The organism is Epilithonimonas zeae, from assembly GCF_900141765.1.
In the GTDB taxonomy this organism is placed as follows: Bacteria; Bacteroidota; Bacteroidia; order Flavobacteriales; family Weeksellaceae; genus Epilithonimonas; species Epilithonimonas zeae.
Window position 1 is genome coordinate 1181573 of sequence record NZ_FSRK01000001.1, and the last position, 14204, is coordinate 1195776.

At 33.1% G+C, this 14204-nt stretch carries 13 protein-coding genes and 6 tRNA genes; 17 read left to right on the forward strand and 2 right to left on the reverse strand.

What is annotated here, in order from left to right; translation table 11 throughout:
* Positions 1 to 418 precede the first annotated feature (418 nt).
* The 17 genes from BUR19_RS05415 (at position 419) to BUR19_RS05490 (ending at position 11812) form a co-directional block, all read left to right on the forward strand.
* Complete coding sequence (locus BUR19_RS05415; protein ID WP_074233865.1) at positions 419 to 1834, forward strand: aminotransferase-like domain-containing protein; 1416 nt, start codon at positions 419 to 421, stop codon at positions 1832 to 1834.
* Positions 1835 to 1916: 82 nt separating this feature from the next.
* Positions 1917 to 2867 carry an EamA family transporter gene (locus BUR19_RS05420; protein ID WP_074233866.1) on the forward strand — a complete coding sequence of 317 codons (951 nt, stop codon included), beginning with the start codon at positions 1917 to 1919 and terminating at the stop codon, positions 2865 to 2867.
* Between the two features lie 755 nt (positions 2868 to 3622).
* Positions 3623 to 3693, forward strand: a tRNA-His gene (locus BUR19_RS05430).
* A 166-nt stretch (positions 3694 to 3859) separates the two neighbouring features.
* A tRNA-Pro gene (locus BUR19_RS18915) sits at positions 3860 to 3931 on the forward strand.
* Between the two features lie 6 nt (positions 3932 to 3937).
* Positions 3938 to 4009: transfer RNA gene (locus BUR19_RS05435), tRNA-Glu, on the forward strand.
* A 150-nt stretch (positions 4010 to 4159) separates the two neighbouring features.
* Positions 4160 to 4241, forward strand: a tRNA-Cys gene (locus BUR19_RS18920).
* Positions 4242 to 4348: 107 nt separating this feature from the next.
* Positions 4349 to 4421, forward strand: a tRNA-Gln gene (locus BUR19_RS05440).
* A 54-nt stretch (positions 4422 to 4475) separates the two neighbouring features.
* Positions 4476 to 4549, forward strand: a tRNA-Leu gene (locus tag BUR19_RS05445).
* Positions 4550 to 4618: 69 nt separating this feature from the next.
* Positions 4619 to 5104 (forward strand): ribonuclease H-like YkuK family protein, encoded by a 486-nt coding sequence (locus tag BUR19_RS05450; RefSeq protein WP_074233868.1) that lies wholly within the window; start codon positions 4619 to 4621, stop codon positions 5102 to 5104.
* A gap of 99 nt (positions 5105 to 5203) precedes the next feature.
* On the forward strand, positions 5204 to 5587 hold the full coding sequence (locus BUR19_RS05455) for a cyclic-phosphate processing receiver domain-containing protein (RefSeq protein WP_083600645.1): 384 nt from the start codon (positions 5204 to 5206) through the stop codon (positions 5585 to 5587).
* Positions 5574 to 6131 (forward strand): DinB family protein, encoded by a 558-nt coding sequence (locus BUR19_RS05460; RefSeq protein ID WP_074233869.1) that lies wholly within the window; start codon positions 5574 to 5576, stop codon positions 6129 to 6131. The genes BUR19_RS05455 and BUR19_RS05460 overlap by 14 nt, the downstream gene beginning before the upstream one ends.
* 210 nt (positions 6132 to 6341) lie before the next feature.
* Positions 6342 to 7307 carry an RNA ligase, Rnl2 family gene (locus BUR19_RS05465; protein ID WP_074233870.1) on the forward strand — a complete coding sequence of 322 codons (966 nt, stop codon included), beginning with the start codon at positions 6342 to 6344 and terminating at the stop codon, positions 7305 to 7307.
* A gap of 54 nt (positions 7308 to 7361) precedes the next feature.
* On the forward strand, positions 7362 to 8093 hold the full coding sequence (locus tag BUR19_RS05470; RefSeq protein WP_074233871.1) for an ATP-grasp domain-containing protein: 732 nt from the start codon (positions 7362 to 7364) through the stop codon (positions 8091 to 8093).
* A 92-nt stretch (positions 8094 to 8185) separates the two neighbouring features.
* A complete protein-coding gene (locus BUR19_RS05475; protein ID WP_074233872.1) occupies positions 8186 to 8749 on the forward strand; it encodes a metallophosphoesterase in 564 nt (187 codons plus the stop codon).
* 96 nt (positions 8750 to 8845) lie between these two features.
* Positions 8846 to 9394, forward strand: a complete 549-nt coding sequence (locus BUR19_RS05480; protein WP_074233873.1) for a 3'-5' exonuclease — start codon at positions 8846 to 8848, stop codon at positions 9392 to 9394.
* 135 nt (positions 9395 to 9529) lie between these two features.
* Positions 9530 to 11047, forward strand: coding sequence for a TROVE domain-containing protein (locus BUR19_RS05485; protein ID WP_074233874.1), 1518 nt, complete (start codon positions 9530 to 9532; stop codon positions 11045 to 11047).
* Between the two features lie 138 nt (positions 11048 to 11185).
* Positions 11186 to 11812, forward strand: coding sequence for a hypothetical protein (locus BUR19_RS05490; protein WP_074233875.1), 627 nt, complete (start codon positions 11186 to 11188; stop codon positions 11810 to 11812).
* A 795-nt stretch (positions 11813 to 12607) separates the two neighbouring features.
* Here BUR19_RS05490 and BUR19_RS05495 read toward each other — a convergent pair.
* Entirely contained in the window at positions 12608 to 13327 is a 720-nt protein-coding gene (locus BUR19_RS05495; protein ID WP_139297269.1) for a hypothetical protein, read from the reverse strand.
* Between the two features lie 129 nt (positions 13328 to 13456).
* A complete protein-coding gene (locus BUR19_RS05500) occupies positions 13457 to 14194 on the reverse strand; it encodes a PA3715 family protein (protein WP_074233877.1) in 738 nt (245 codons plus the stop codon).
* Positions 14195 to 14204 lie beyond the last annotated feature (10 nt).

Genomic DNA, 14204 nt, shown 5'->3' on the forward strand with positions numbered 1-14204 from the left:
AGCTATTCGATATAATCATTAAATAATTTTTAATAGAGTTTTAACAAAATTCTAAATCCGTTAATATTATTATTGAAATAGTATCGAAAAACTAAATATCAAATATGTTGCCAATAAATTAGTAATAACTCAAATATGTTATGTATTGGTTAATTGTATTGCACTATTGTTGATTAATTAATATTTAATTAAGATTGTGTAAAATGCAGATATAATGGGAGTTTTGAAGTGGTTTTTTGTGTCTCAAGTAATGACTTTATGTTTTTTTTGAAAGATTATAGATAAAGATTTTTTAATATTCGAAAACCAGAATAGAGTGTTTAGAGCCTATTTAAAATATAAATTTTAGGATTTAGAAAACGTAAATTTGTATAGACACAGATTTATTTTCTTAATATTACATGATACAATTTTTTAAATGGCAAGAGAAATTCTTTATCAGAAAATCGCAAAAATTATAGAAGAACAGATTCTTTCCGAAACCCTTAGGATTGGAGATAAATTACCTTCGATACGTTCAATACAAAAGAATTACAACGTTGGACTGAACACTGCGAAACAAGTATTTTTGGAGTTGGAAAGCAAATCATTGGTAGAATCCCGGCCAAGATCTGGATATTATGTAAGCAGAACTTTTCAAAGAAAAATGGCGCTTCCGTCCGTTAGTGAACCTCGACTAGCCAAGAAAGAAAATACTCCGGAAGAGTTAACCCGAAAGGTTTTCGACTCACTTCAAGATAAGGATATTACAAGGTTTTCATTAGGAATTCCGGATCAAAATTTGTTGCCGGTTGCCAAGTTAAATAAAGGGATTGTAAGAGCAATGAGAAGCCTTCCTGAAAGCGGAACCGAAATAGAACCTGCGCAAGGAAGCATTAATCTTCGCAGAAATATTGCCAAATGGTCATTGGTTTTAGAAGGGAAGTTGACGGAAGATGATATTGTCACAACACACGGAACAATGAGTGCCGTTTATTACTGTCTGCTTGCGGTTACCAAGCCTGGTGATACCATTGCTACAGAAAGTCCGATGTATTTTGGGATTTTACAGTTAGCAAAATCAATGGGATTGAATGTTATTGAACTTCCAACACATCCGGTTACAGGAGTCGATTTGGATGCTCTGAAAAATAATATTCATAAAATTAATGCTTGCTGTTTTGTAACCAATTTCAGTAATCCTTTGGGAAGTCTGATGCCGGATGAAAATAAAAAATTGCTTGTCGAGATGCTGACTTATCACAATATTCCTTTGATTGAAGATGACTTACTAGGAAATCTTTTCTTCGGAAATTCTCGTCCAAAACCTTGTAAAGTGTATGATGAGGCAGGAATTGTGATGTGGTGTGGCGGAGTTTCGAAGACTTTGTCTCCCGGTTATCGTGTAGGCTGGGTTGCTCCGGGAAAATTTAAAGAAAAAATTATCTGGCAGAAATTGGTACAAACCGTTTCAATGCCTTCACTTTTTCAGGAAGTGATTGCTGATTTTATGGAGTTTGGAAGATACGATCATCATTTGAGAGGCTTGCGACATACTTTACATACCAATTGTCTGAAATTTCAACGAACTATTGAGGATTATTTTCCGGAAAACACAAGAATTTCTCAGCCTCAGGGTGGTTTCTTTCTCTGGCTTGAGCTGGATGAAAAAATAGATACTTCTGAACTTTATGACATTGCTATGGCGCAGAAAATCAGCTTTGCGCCAGGAAGATTATTTACTCAACACAATCAGTTTAATAATTGTATGAGATTGAGTTTTGCATTGAATTGGAACGAAAAAGTTGAATCAGATTTAATACAATTAGGAAATATCATTAAACAAAATTTCTAAATCTGTATCCATAAAAATATTAAAAACTATGTCTGTGTTTATCTAGAGATTGTAAGGAAATTTGTTCTTATAATTTTTATTAATGTCAACTTCAACCAACCTTACAACAAAGCATCTGCTTTTAGCTTTACTTACTGTTTTTATCTGGGGAACCAACTTTATTGCAATTTATATTGGACTAAAAGAATTTCCGCCATTCTTATTATGTGCTGCAAGATTTGGATTGGCAGCTTTTCCTTGGGTTTTTATTTTACCGAGACCTAAAGCACCTTTAAAATTGATTCTAGGCTTCGGTGTTTTCAACTTTGCGATGCAATTTGGGTTGATGTTTACAGGGATTCATTTAGGATTATCTCCCGGATTATCATCATTGGTTTTACAAGTCCAGGTATTTTTTTCAATGGCTTTAGCCTATATGTTTTTCCGTGAAAAACCAAGTTTATTCAAAATTATAGGTTCTTTGATTTCATTTATAGGAATTGGTATTGTAGCATCTCATATTAATGGTTCTGCCACATTAATCGGATTGATTCTTACATTAGTTGCCGCATTATCTTGGGCTTTTGGGAATATATATACTAAGAAAATCAATTCAGATTCTCCGCTTTCATTAGTCGTTTGGGGAAATCTTGTGGCATTTCCGTTTATGATGATTTTATCATTTATTTTTGAAGGATCAACTGTGATTGTACATTCGGTACAAAATGTTTCTTGGTCAACTATTGCTGCTGTTTTCTATATCGTTTACCTTTCCACGCATTTAGGATACGGACTCTGGGGTTATTTGATTAAAACTTATTCTACCTCTGCCGTTGTTCCTTTTACTTTATTGGTTCCTGTGGTTGGTTTTATTACTTCAGCTTTAGTGTTGAATGAAGAATTGACTTCTTGGAAAATCATTGCATCATTATTTATTATGGGAGGATTGGTTTTTAATTTATTTGAAAAGAGCATTCGAAAAATCTTAAATAAACTTAAAAGAAAAACGAATAGAACTATAAAAACGGATTCTGAATCGATTCTAAAGCATTGAAATTACACTATTTAATTTGCGTATAAACAGAATTATTTATCTTTGCCCCAGAAAAAATATGACAATACAAAGAGCACATATCAATGTAAATCTATGCGATAGCCCTTCACCAAAGGGACTATTCGGATGTGAATGGATGATATGGAATGAGGCGAAATGTGCTTGCTTTGAAAATTATTCACTGTAAACTCGTAAAAATTTAATCAAAATATTACAAAAACGCCTCGAAAAACGGGGCGTTTTTTGTGTTTTTAAGGTTAAAATTATTTAGAATGAAAAAAAATAGCCATAAAAGTGAAAATAATTTAATTAAAGATGAACAAATAATTAGAAAATAAGACGTGATAGGAAAACCAATGAGAGACAGTCATTTAGGTAAAATCGATATCTGTAAAATATTACGGACAGGATTTTCTTGTTTTTAATTTAAAGCGTAATTATTTGATAATCAATAAATTAATTTAAAAATGAATTTGCGAATTCGAAAAATTCATATTTACTTTGCAACCGAAAATTGAAAGCAATAAGTTTTCAATATTTCAAAAAAGACATTTTAAAATAACAAGAATATAATGAAACAATTACATCACATAGCTAATAAATATTCAAATCTACACGGACAAGAGCCGAAAGGATTGGTATGTATTCTTGGGAGTGAATTTGTGGAAAAAAGGTGCTTATATAAATGGGTCAGCTAATGAACTGACACATCAAAAAATATAGAGCGCCTCCCAAAAAGAGGCGCTTTTTTTATGGTTTCTTTAGCTTATTTGGTAAAGCGCCGGTTTGTGGCACCGGAGAACAGGGTTCGATTCCCGAAGAAACCCAAAATTATGAAAGGAGAGTAGGCAGATATTGGTTTGTTGCGACTTACTGCTAATAAGTTCTACGACAGTAGTGAAGGTTCGATTCCTTTGCTCTCCGCAAAGATTCACGAAAAAAATTTGGCTCCGACTGTCTCTCGGAAAAGAATTTTGAAGTGAATCTGAAAACTGGAAAGATAACGGTGGTTGTTTACCCGCCTTGGACGCGGGAGGTCGCAAGTTCGAATCTTGCTTTCCAGACAATTTGCTCCATTAGCATAGAGGTTAGTGCATTCGGCTTTCTACTGAATGACAAGGGTTCGATTCCCTTATGGAGTGCAATTAATTAATGTTAATTGTTTCAAAGAGAGAAAGAAAAGGTTTGTCAAGAGCAGGAGTTCTTTATACAAAACACAAATTACAATAGACGGACTTTTTCTTAACTCGAAATTAAAATTTAAATGAGAAATCAGTAATAATTTTAAATCTGATGATTCGCCGAAGTGGGAGAGTCGGGGCGGTCTGCAACACCGTTGTGAAAACTGAGTGGGTTCGAATCCCATAGCCATCTCAAATAACTAAAATGAGATTAGTTCTGAAGAAAAAATGAAGTTTTTCGAGCGCAGAAGTTCTTATATCAAACCAAAAATTAAAGACAGGCTTAGTTTTTCTTCACATTGATTCATAATGTAATTGGTCAGCACACAAGACTTTGATTCTTGTTGTTCAGGTTCAAGTCCTGATGAATCAGCAAATTTTTTAAATGGTTAAAGTAAATCGAAAAATTACTTATAAACCAATACCTGCGGAGATGGCGGAACTGGCAGACGCACTTGATTTAGGCTCAAGAAATTGAGGGTTCGACTCCCTCTCTTCGTACAATTTTGTGGAAACACATTACTTCAATTTTAATAATTAAACAAAACAAATTCAAAAAATGTAGAAAAAATGGAAACGCAACAACAAAAATGGCAAAATATGACTGGAAAGATTTTCCAAAACTCTATCACAACATTGGTAGAAGAAGCCATCATCCGCGAACTAGCCAACGGACACCGACTGAAAGTGTGTGTGGGTTCAGATTCCCACGTTTATGGCGATGCAATCAGTTATGCAACGGCAGTCGTTGTTATTCGTGAGGGAAAAGGAGCGTTTACATTTATCAGAAAACAAAGAGAATTTCAAACAATCAGTATCAAAGAACGAATGTTGAACGAGGTCAATAAATCTGTTGAAATCGCTTATGCAATCTGTTCTATTCTGGAAACTTATGATGTGGAAATGGAAGTTCACGCCGATATCAATACAGACCCAGATTTCAAATCCAATGTCGCTTTGAAAGACGCAATGGGATATATTTTAGGAATGGGTTACACTTTTAAGGCAAAACCATTTGCATTTGCAAGTTCCAACTGTGCTGATATGATGGTTTAAAATAGCAGGAAGCGAGATGAAGGAAGTTGGATGTTTTTAACAGTATGAATTTAACTGCCAGTATCCATCTTTCAACTTTCATCAAAAAAAAATAAAGCAATGGAAATGACAAAAAGATTACTGTTTCTGGATGATATAAGATATCCAATTGAGGCATATCATTATACAAAACAGGACATGTTCCTCACAAAAGATTGGCATATCGTTCGAAATTACGAGCAGTTTGTCAACAGGATTTTGGAAAAAGGACTTCCGGAAATGATTTCTTTTGACCACGACCTTGCAGACGAACATTATTTAGAACCCAATTCTAAAGAATTTGTAGAAAAGACAGGCTACGATTGTGCAAAATGGCTTGTGGAATATTGTATGGATAATTATTTAGACTTACCAAAATTTTATTGCCACTCAATGAATCCTGTTGGAAAGGAAAATATTGAAAGCCTTTTAAACAACTTAAAAAATTATAATGGAGATTTTTAGATTAATTCAGGATATAAAAACGCATTTGAAACTCAGTTTTGACGAGTTTGAAAATTGGTTTGAAAAAGATAATGCTACCTTAAATTATCAACCTTCAAATGGAGGTTGGACGGTTCAGCAGATTTTAGAGCATATTTATTTGACGAACTTTTATTTGTTGATTCTGATTAAAAAAGGTTCAAAAAAGGCAATGCGAAATTATCAAAATCTTGATTTGAATCTTGAAATAGAAAACTACAGTTTCAATCAAGAAAAATTTGAAAAAGTTGGTGAGTACGGGGCTTTTGAATGGATTAGACCAGAACATATGGAGCCGAAAGGAGAATTAAATTTAAATGAAATCAGAAGTTTAATTTCTCAGCAATATCACCAATGTCTAAATTATTTAGACTTGATGAAAAACGGTGAAGGTCTTCTCTGCAAAACGACAATGACGGTAAACGAACTCGGAAAAATCAATGTGTATGAATACATTTATTTCCTTTCGTTGCACAATCAGAGACACGTTACTCAGATGAAGAATAATGAATTAGAAACAATTTAAACTACAAATGAAAATCTTGGATTTTCTCTTAGGTGAACTAAATATTTTCAAAGTTGTAAACTAAAAAAGCTTTTGTCCCTTTTGACTTCGTCGAAATAATATTCATCGACTGAAAGGAGATAATCTTCGATTTGTGGTTAAAACAAAATTAAAAACTTAAAAAATGATTTTCAAAACATATAACTCTATAAAAATGCTTACCAAACGCGTGTGATTGACCAAATCAAATTGCAGGGTTTTGGAAAGGAGATTTTCATTGTGCAGGAGAAAGTTCACGGTGCAAATTTCTCTTTTTTTACCGATGGAAAGGAAATTAAAATCGCAAAAAGAACTGCTTTCATCGAGGATGATGAAAAATTCTACAATGCACATCAGATTTTGGAACGTTACAGAAAAAATGTAATAGACGTTTTCCAAAAAGTAAAAACCATTCATCCGGATGTTGACACCGTTGTTATCTACGGCGAATTGTTCGGTGGAGGTTACAAACACAAAGAAGTAGAACCTGTAAAAGAGGCGATAAAAGTTCAGAAAGGTGTAGAATATTCTCCTTACAATGAATTTTATGCATTCGATATCAAGTTGAATGGAACTACTTATTTGGATACGGATTTGGTCAATCAGATTTTCGATGAAACCGGATTTTTCTATGCAAAAATCTTGTTTCAGGGAACTTTGGAAGAAGCTTTAAAATTCCCGAACGATTTCGATTCTAAAATTCCGGCTTGGTTGGGATTGTCTGAAATCGAAAATAATATGTGTGAAGGAACAATCGTCAAAACTTTGAAAACGAAATATTTTGGAAACGGTTCAAGAGTCATTTTGAAAAATAAAAACGAAAAATGGACCGAGAAATCTAAAATGGTTAGAAAAGACAGACCAATTCAAAAAGAAGTTCGTTTCAGCGAAAATGCTCAGAATATTTGGGAAGAAATTCAAAAATATACAACTGTAAATCGATTGAATAACGTTGTGAGCAAGATTGGAGAATTCGACCCAAAGATGATTGGAAAGGTGATTGGTCTTTTTTCAAAGGATATTTTGGAAGATTTTGAAAAGGATTTTCCGAATGCTTTTACAACCATAGAAAAAGAAGAGCAAAAAAGAATCAATAAAAAATTGAATTCTTTGGTCATTGATGTTATAAAAGAAGAGTTGATGACTGTTAAAGTTTAGTTTCGAAAGGTTTAAATCGAAACCGATTTGTATAAATATCTACAATTAATAATTATGAAAAATATAGTTGCATTATCGCCTGTTTTTACTGAAGACAGTATCAACTTGAAACACGCATCCATTGGCTCAGATTACAATTTGAATCGATTTAACCTAAAATGGGATGTTCCAGAAGAGTTCAGAAATGATGTGATTGCAGTCTATGGCGAAGATATTTATGCTGAAATCGTTTCCAGTCAATGTGATTTGGCTTTACTGAAAACTGAAGATAATTGGTTATCAAATATTTCAGAAAAATTTACCAAACGTAATATTCAATACGGTCAATTGGAGCAATTTATAAATCATCAGAATGTTTTTATTAAATGTTCAGATTTTAAAAATTTCAAAGCCGGAGTTTATGAGAGGGTTTCTGACATTAAAGGATTTGACAGTGTTGATAAAGAAAGTATGGCTTTTATTTCTGATGTTGTAGAGTGGTTGTTGGAAGTTCGTTGCTTTGTTTTAAACGGGAAAATAGAAACATATTCTACGTATTGGAGAGATAATCAATTTGATACCAATGGTTTATCTGATTCTGAGGAAATAGAACTTTTCTCTTTCTTCGAAAGTTTCGTAAAAGATAATTTAGATTCTTTGCCAACTTCAATTGTATTGGATTTTGGAATCATAAAAGATAACGGTTGGGCATTGATAGAAGCAAATCCAGCTTGGTGCTCAGGTTTATATGCTTGTAATGCTAAAAAAGCTCTTGATGTAATTATTAAAAGTTGTATTAAAAATTAAAAAAAAGCCTGGAAAAGGAAGTTGTACATTGAAAGTTTTAGAAACAAATTAAAACTTCCAGCACCGAGCTTCCATCTTCCAGCATACTAAAAATGAAACAAAATATATTTTTTACGGCAGACCATCATTTTGGTCACGCCAATATTATAAAATTTTCCGAACGGCCTTTTGAGTCTTTGGAACAGATGAATGAAGAACTCATCAAACGATGGAATGAGAAAGTGGGTGTCAACGATATTGTCTATCATTTAGGCGATGTCAGTTTGGGCAAACCGGATTTTACCAAAGAAACTTTGGATAGATTGAATGGCAATATCCATTTGATAAAAGGCAATCACGAAGGTTCAACTTTGACTTATCCGAAACGATTTGATTCGATAAGAGATTACCACGAATTGAGAATTGATGAACCGGAAAATAAAGAAGGTAAACAGAAAATCATTCTTTTCCATTATGCAATGAGGACTTGGAATGGCTCACACCGCGGAACTTGGCAACTTTACGGTCATTCTCACGGAACTTTACCGGATGATGAAAACGCTTTAAGCATTGACGTTGGAGTCGATTGTCACAACTTCTATCCAATTTCTTACGAAGAAGTCAAGGAGCTGATGAAAAAGAAAAAATGGACGCCACCGTTTGCACCGAGAAATTAATTTTGCGGGATGCGGGATGTAGGACGCTGGATGTTCAGCTTCTGTGTTTGACATCCAGCACCCCTCATCCAACACCCAGCATTAAACAAAAAACAAATGAAAACAACAGACAATATATTAATTATAGACCTCGAGGCCACGTGTTGGAATGACCACCCGCCGAGAGGACAGGAAAGTGAAATCATAGAAATCGGAGTGTGTATTCTGGATACAAAAACCGGTAAGATTTCGCAAAATGAGGGAATTTTAGTAAAACCTCAATACTCAAAAGTGAGTCCGTTTTGTACGAAACTGACTTCCATTACGCAAGAAATGCTTGATGATGAAGGAATTTTGCTGGAAGATGCTCTGGATATCTTGAGGGAAGATTATGATTCCAAAGATTTGACTTGGGCAAGTTACGGAAACTACGATTTGAATATGCTTCAAAATCAGGCAAGGAAATTCAAGGTTGATTATCCTTTAAGTTATGACCACATCAACGTGAAAACCTTATTTGCTCAATTGCATCCCATCAGAAAAAGTGTAGGAATGGACAGAGCTTTGAAAGAATTGAAATTCCCCTTGGAAGGTACTCATCACAGAGGAGTTGATGATGTGAAGAACATCGCCAAGATTTTATTTTGGTGTCTGCAGAGAACTTAATTGAAAAAAATATAAGAATTTTTAGTAATTAATTTTACTACGCAAAAACATTGCGCAATTAGGTTTTTACTTTGCATCAGAAATCAGAGAGAAAATGATAGTCCTCCAAAATGTTTAACCATAAAAACAGTAATTATGAAATTTAATTTTTTAAGAAAATCAAATAGAGTAGTAACCAACTACGAAGGTGCAAAAGCTTACACAATGACGCCTGCAGAAGAACTATATAGTGCTGTTGTTACAACAGGATTATCAAACGCAACCTATGAAAAAGGAAATGACAGATTGACAAGAATCCAATCTCTGATTCAGAAAAATGACCCGGATTTCGTAGCGAAATTAGCAGTTTATGCAAGAAAAGATATGTATTTGCGTTCAATCCCATTGGTTTTGACAACCGAATTGGCGAAACAGACTTCAGGTACAGACTTGGTAAGCAAAACTGTTGACGGCGTTATCCAAAGAGCAGATGAAATCACAGAATTGCTGGCGTATTACCAATTGGCAAACAACAGAACGGATTTGAAAAAATTGAACAAGCTTTCTAAACAAATCCAAAAAGGTTTGGTGAAATCTTTCAACAAATTTGATGAATATCAATTCGCAAAATACAACAGAAAAGTGGAAGTGACTTTGAAAGATGCATTGTTCTTGGTGCACCCAAAAGCAAAAGATGAAAATCAGCAGGCTATTTTCAACAAAATCGTCAACGACTCGTTGGAAACGCCTTACACTTGGGAAGTAGAACTTTCTGTTTTGGGTCAGACGAAATTTGCCAATGATGCAGAAAGAAAATCAGCCTTCAAAAACAAATGGGAAGAATTGATTTTCAGCAATAAACTGGGTTATATGGCAACATTGAGAAACCTTAGAAATATCTTGGAAGCAAACGTTTCTTCCGATGCGATTTATAAAATTTGCAATTATTTGTCGGATGAAAAAGCGGTAAGAAACTCAAAACAATTGCCATTCAGATTTTTGTCAGCGTACAGAGAATTGAAAAACATCGATTCAAAATACATCTCATCAATCTTGGAAGCATTGGAAGATGCCGTGATGGTGAGTGCAAAAAACATCAAAGGTATTGGTTTCGAAACTTCGGTTGTGATTGCGACAGACGTTTCCGGTTCGATGCAGAAAGCAATTTCTCCAAAATCTAAAGTGTTGTTGTATGATATCGGTCTATTGATGGCGATGATGTTGCAGTCGCAGTGCAAAAACGTGATTACAGGTATGTTCGGCGACATTTGGAAAAGAGTTCCGATGCCGAAAAACGGTATCTTGAGAAACGTGGATGCGTTTTACAAAAGAGAAGGCGAAGTTGGTTATTCCACAAACGGTTATCTTGTGATTGAGGATTTAATCAGAAGAAATGAAAAAGTGGACAAAGTAATGTTTTTCACTGATACTCAATTGTGGAACAGTAACTTAACCAATGACTCTTTTGAGTATTCTTGGAACCGATATAAAAAAATTAACCCGAATGCGAAATTGTATATTTTTGATTTGGCAGGTTACGGAAAACAACCGTTGGATGTCAGAAAAAATGATGTCTACTTGATCGCAGGCTGGTCCGACAAAACCTTCGATGTACTGAACGCTTTGGAAGACCGAAAATCTGCAGTAGAAATGATTAAAAAAGTAGTGTTGTAAAAGGCACTGCTTTTAAAAATAAAAACTAATAACCAATTTTTTTTAGGAGCTTAAACTCGCTTTCCAATATATATATCTTTTTTGAGAAAAAAGAAAAAGGATACCGTTGCAATCGGGGGTAATTGAAATATTGCGCAAATGGAAAATAAATACAATAAAATACTAGATATAGAATTTAAAGAAGTAGATATAGGTCTAGAAAAAACTGAATTTATACAAGAATATTCAAAATTAAGCTTTAATGGATTTTTCTTTGTAAAATCTATCGAGAGTGAAAATACGGAATTGAAAAGTTATTTGAATTCTATTCATAAACCTTTGGAAGATTTTGATATTAATATTTCTTTCCAGTCAGCAAGTATAGACGCAAAAGATTTCATTTTTAATTTAATCAAAAATAAATCATTAAAAAAACTCAGTTTAAGTTTTTATGATGAAGATGATTATCTAACAATTGATTCTAAATACGATTCATTTGAAAATTTTAGAAAACTATATATCAGTGAGTTAAATAAAATAAAATTACAAAAGCGCTTATATCAAATTGCTAACGAAGGAAGTATATATGATAAATGGAATATATCTGATAGATTAACAAGTAAAATGATTGATGATTTTATCGGAAATTTATTTGATAATAATAATTACAGAATTTTTGAATTAAGTGATTGGAATGGTTTTGATATGGGTTGGTATGTAAGCTTTTTGTTTATTAACCTAGAGAAATCTCAGATTACTTTCTTTGCAAAAGATGATTATGATTAATAAAAACAAACCGATGTCGTAAGAAAAGAAATCCTTCGACTTCCAATTGAAAAATGAGTCTTTTCGCAAATTGCTCGGTTTTAAAATAACCAATGTCGTATATAAGAGTTCCATCGTCAACTTCGTAACTTGAATATCAAAAACTCTTATAGCTTATTACTTGGTTTTATAAAAATAAAAACAATAACCATAAAAATTTAAAAAAGTAAGTGTCGTAAAACAGAATTTCTTCGTTTGGGTGCGGCAATACAGGTTCGAATCCTGTTTCCGATAATTCGGGATAGCGTAATTGGTAACGCTCTGTAAATAAGTATCTGTTTGATTTTTTTACCTTACTTCAAAAACCATCGATGCCGTAAGAAAAGAGCTACTTCGACTTCAAATTGAAACCAAAAACTCTTTTTACAAATTGCTCGATTTTAACAAAATAAAGACAATAACCAAAAAAACTTAAAAAAGTAAGTGTCGTAAAAGCAGAGTTACTTCGTTGGTTGATAAAGCAGGTTCGAATCCTGTAGGTCTCTGTTTGACTTTTTACCTTACTTATAATCGATGCCGTAAGAAAGAGTTACTTCGTATCCAAATTGTTAAGCCTCTTTCAAATTTGTTGCTCGATTTTTAAAAAAAATAAAAAATAATCAAGTGTCGTCTTAGAATCATACTTCGTATCCAAACATTGTGTCACAGGTTCGATTCCTGTCTTTTCTTCGGGAAAAGTAGCTCAGCTGGTAGAGCAAATGAAGATTCTTAACTTATTACCTTGATTTATTTATTTTAAAATACTGAAAAATATTTTTACTCAATTTTTACAAAGTCACTGTTCAAAGCTTGGTTAAAACGGTATCTGTTTTCAGTCTTGCTTTTTATCAGTTTCAAACCTTTTCCGTTTTTAACAAATTTCAATCCCGTAAAATCCAGATAAGTCCCATAAACTCTTGTGAAAAAATGAAAAACCGAATATGGAATTTTATTAAGATCAAAGTAAAAACTTTCACCTCTTTCACCTGTTATAATTAATTGGTTATTTGTTGGTTTTTCAATAATTAAATAATGAAAAAGAAAGAAATTGTCATTTTTTGTCTCAATTAATTTCGGTTCTTCCAGTTTCTTTCTTTCGAATATTTTTAAGGATTTAAATTGATTATTTATGATACTGAAAGCTTTATAACCTTCAATTTCCGCAATATTGTCAAAGTAAATTTTGATTTGATTATGATTTAATTTTTCATCAATCGGGTAGATATAGGAGAATTTGATTTTAAGAATTTCTTCATCTGTCAAGTTAAGATCTCTGAAATATCGGTTATCAGGCATCTCAGAATAAAAAATTACCGCGTCTTTGTCGAGTTTGAACTCACCTTTGGATTCTCTATTGTAACCAACATCATCCCCTGGTTTCATCAAATATTTTTCGGAATAAGTGTAAGTAGAGTCTGAATAATTGAGTTTGATTTCTGTGATTGTGTTTTTATCGGTGGTTTTATATTGCTCAGTTTTGGCAAAAATTGTTTTCAAATTGTTTATAGAACTTTTTGATTCGGATTTTGAGAATAATACGGTAAAAGATAATGTCCCAATAAAGATGAGCACAAGAACTAAAATACTGAATAAAATCAACTTTTTTTTCATCTCTCATAAGTTTGTTTATTTGTATTCTTTTCCGTTGAATTTCAAAAATTTGGTACTTTTTTTCGTCGTTACTTTTTCATCACAATCGTCTTTGGTTTCAAAACTTTTGGTATGTTGTATTTTGCTTTTTATGATGAGGTTGTTGAAACTGTTTGTTTTATTTTTATCGATATCAATTACTCCGTCAATGTCAGTAAATTCTCCAGCACATCTCGTGTCCCATTCTCCGCTGGATCTTGAGATTTGATAATTGTTAAGCACTTTTTTCAAAACATTATTCTGAGCCAGAAACAGAGATAAATCTGTGTAGGAATAAGGATTTGGGTTACTGCTTCCTCTGTAACTCACACGGATCCCAAATGCCCGATTTTTGTCATTCAGCTGATAAAGACCTGTATCTATTTCGATGTCTGAGAGAACCATTGCGTCAGAAGCCCACGCACTTTCTTCAATATATTTGTTGATAATTTTTCCGGTAGCATTGTCTGCAACTACGATGTAAGCATCAAGTTCATAAAATTCGTGACCAGATTCATCGGTTTCGTTCACTCTGTATTTTGGAATAACCAAAACAGTTTGCGAGGTTTTGTTAGGAAGTACTTTCTCTTTGTACAATTCTTCACTAATGTTTTTTTTATGGATGTTCAATTGCTTCAAAACTTTCATTAATAAAGCATCATTTTGCTCAGTTTGAGCATAGAAATTTGCGAAGAAAAATATCAGTAATAAGAAGGGAAGTCGTTTTTTCATCATCAATTATTAA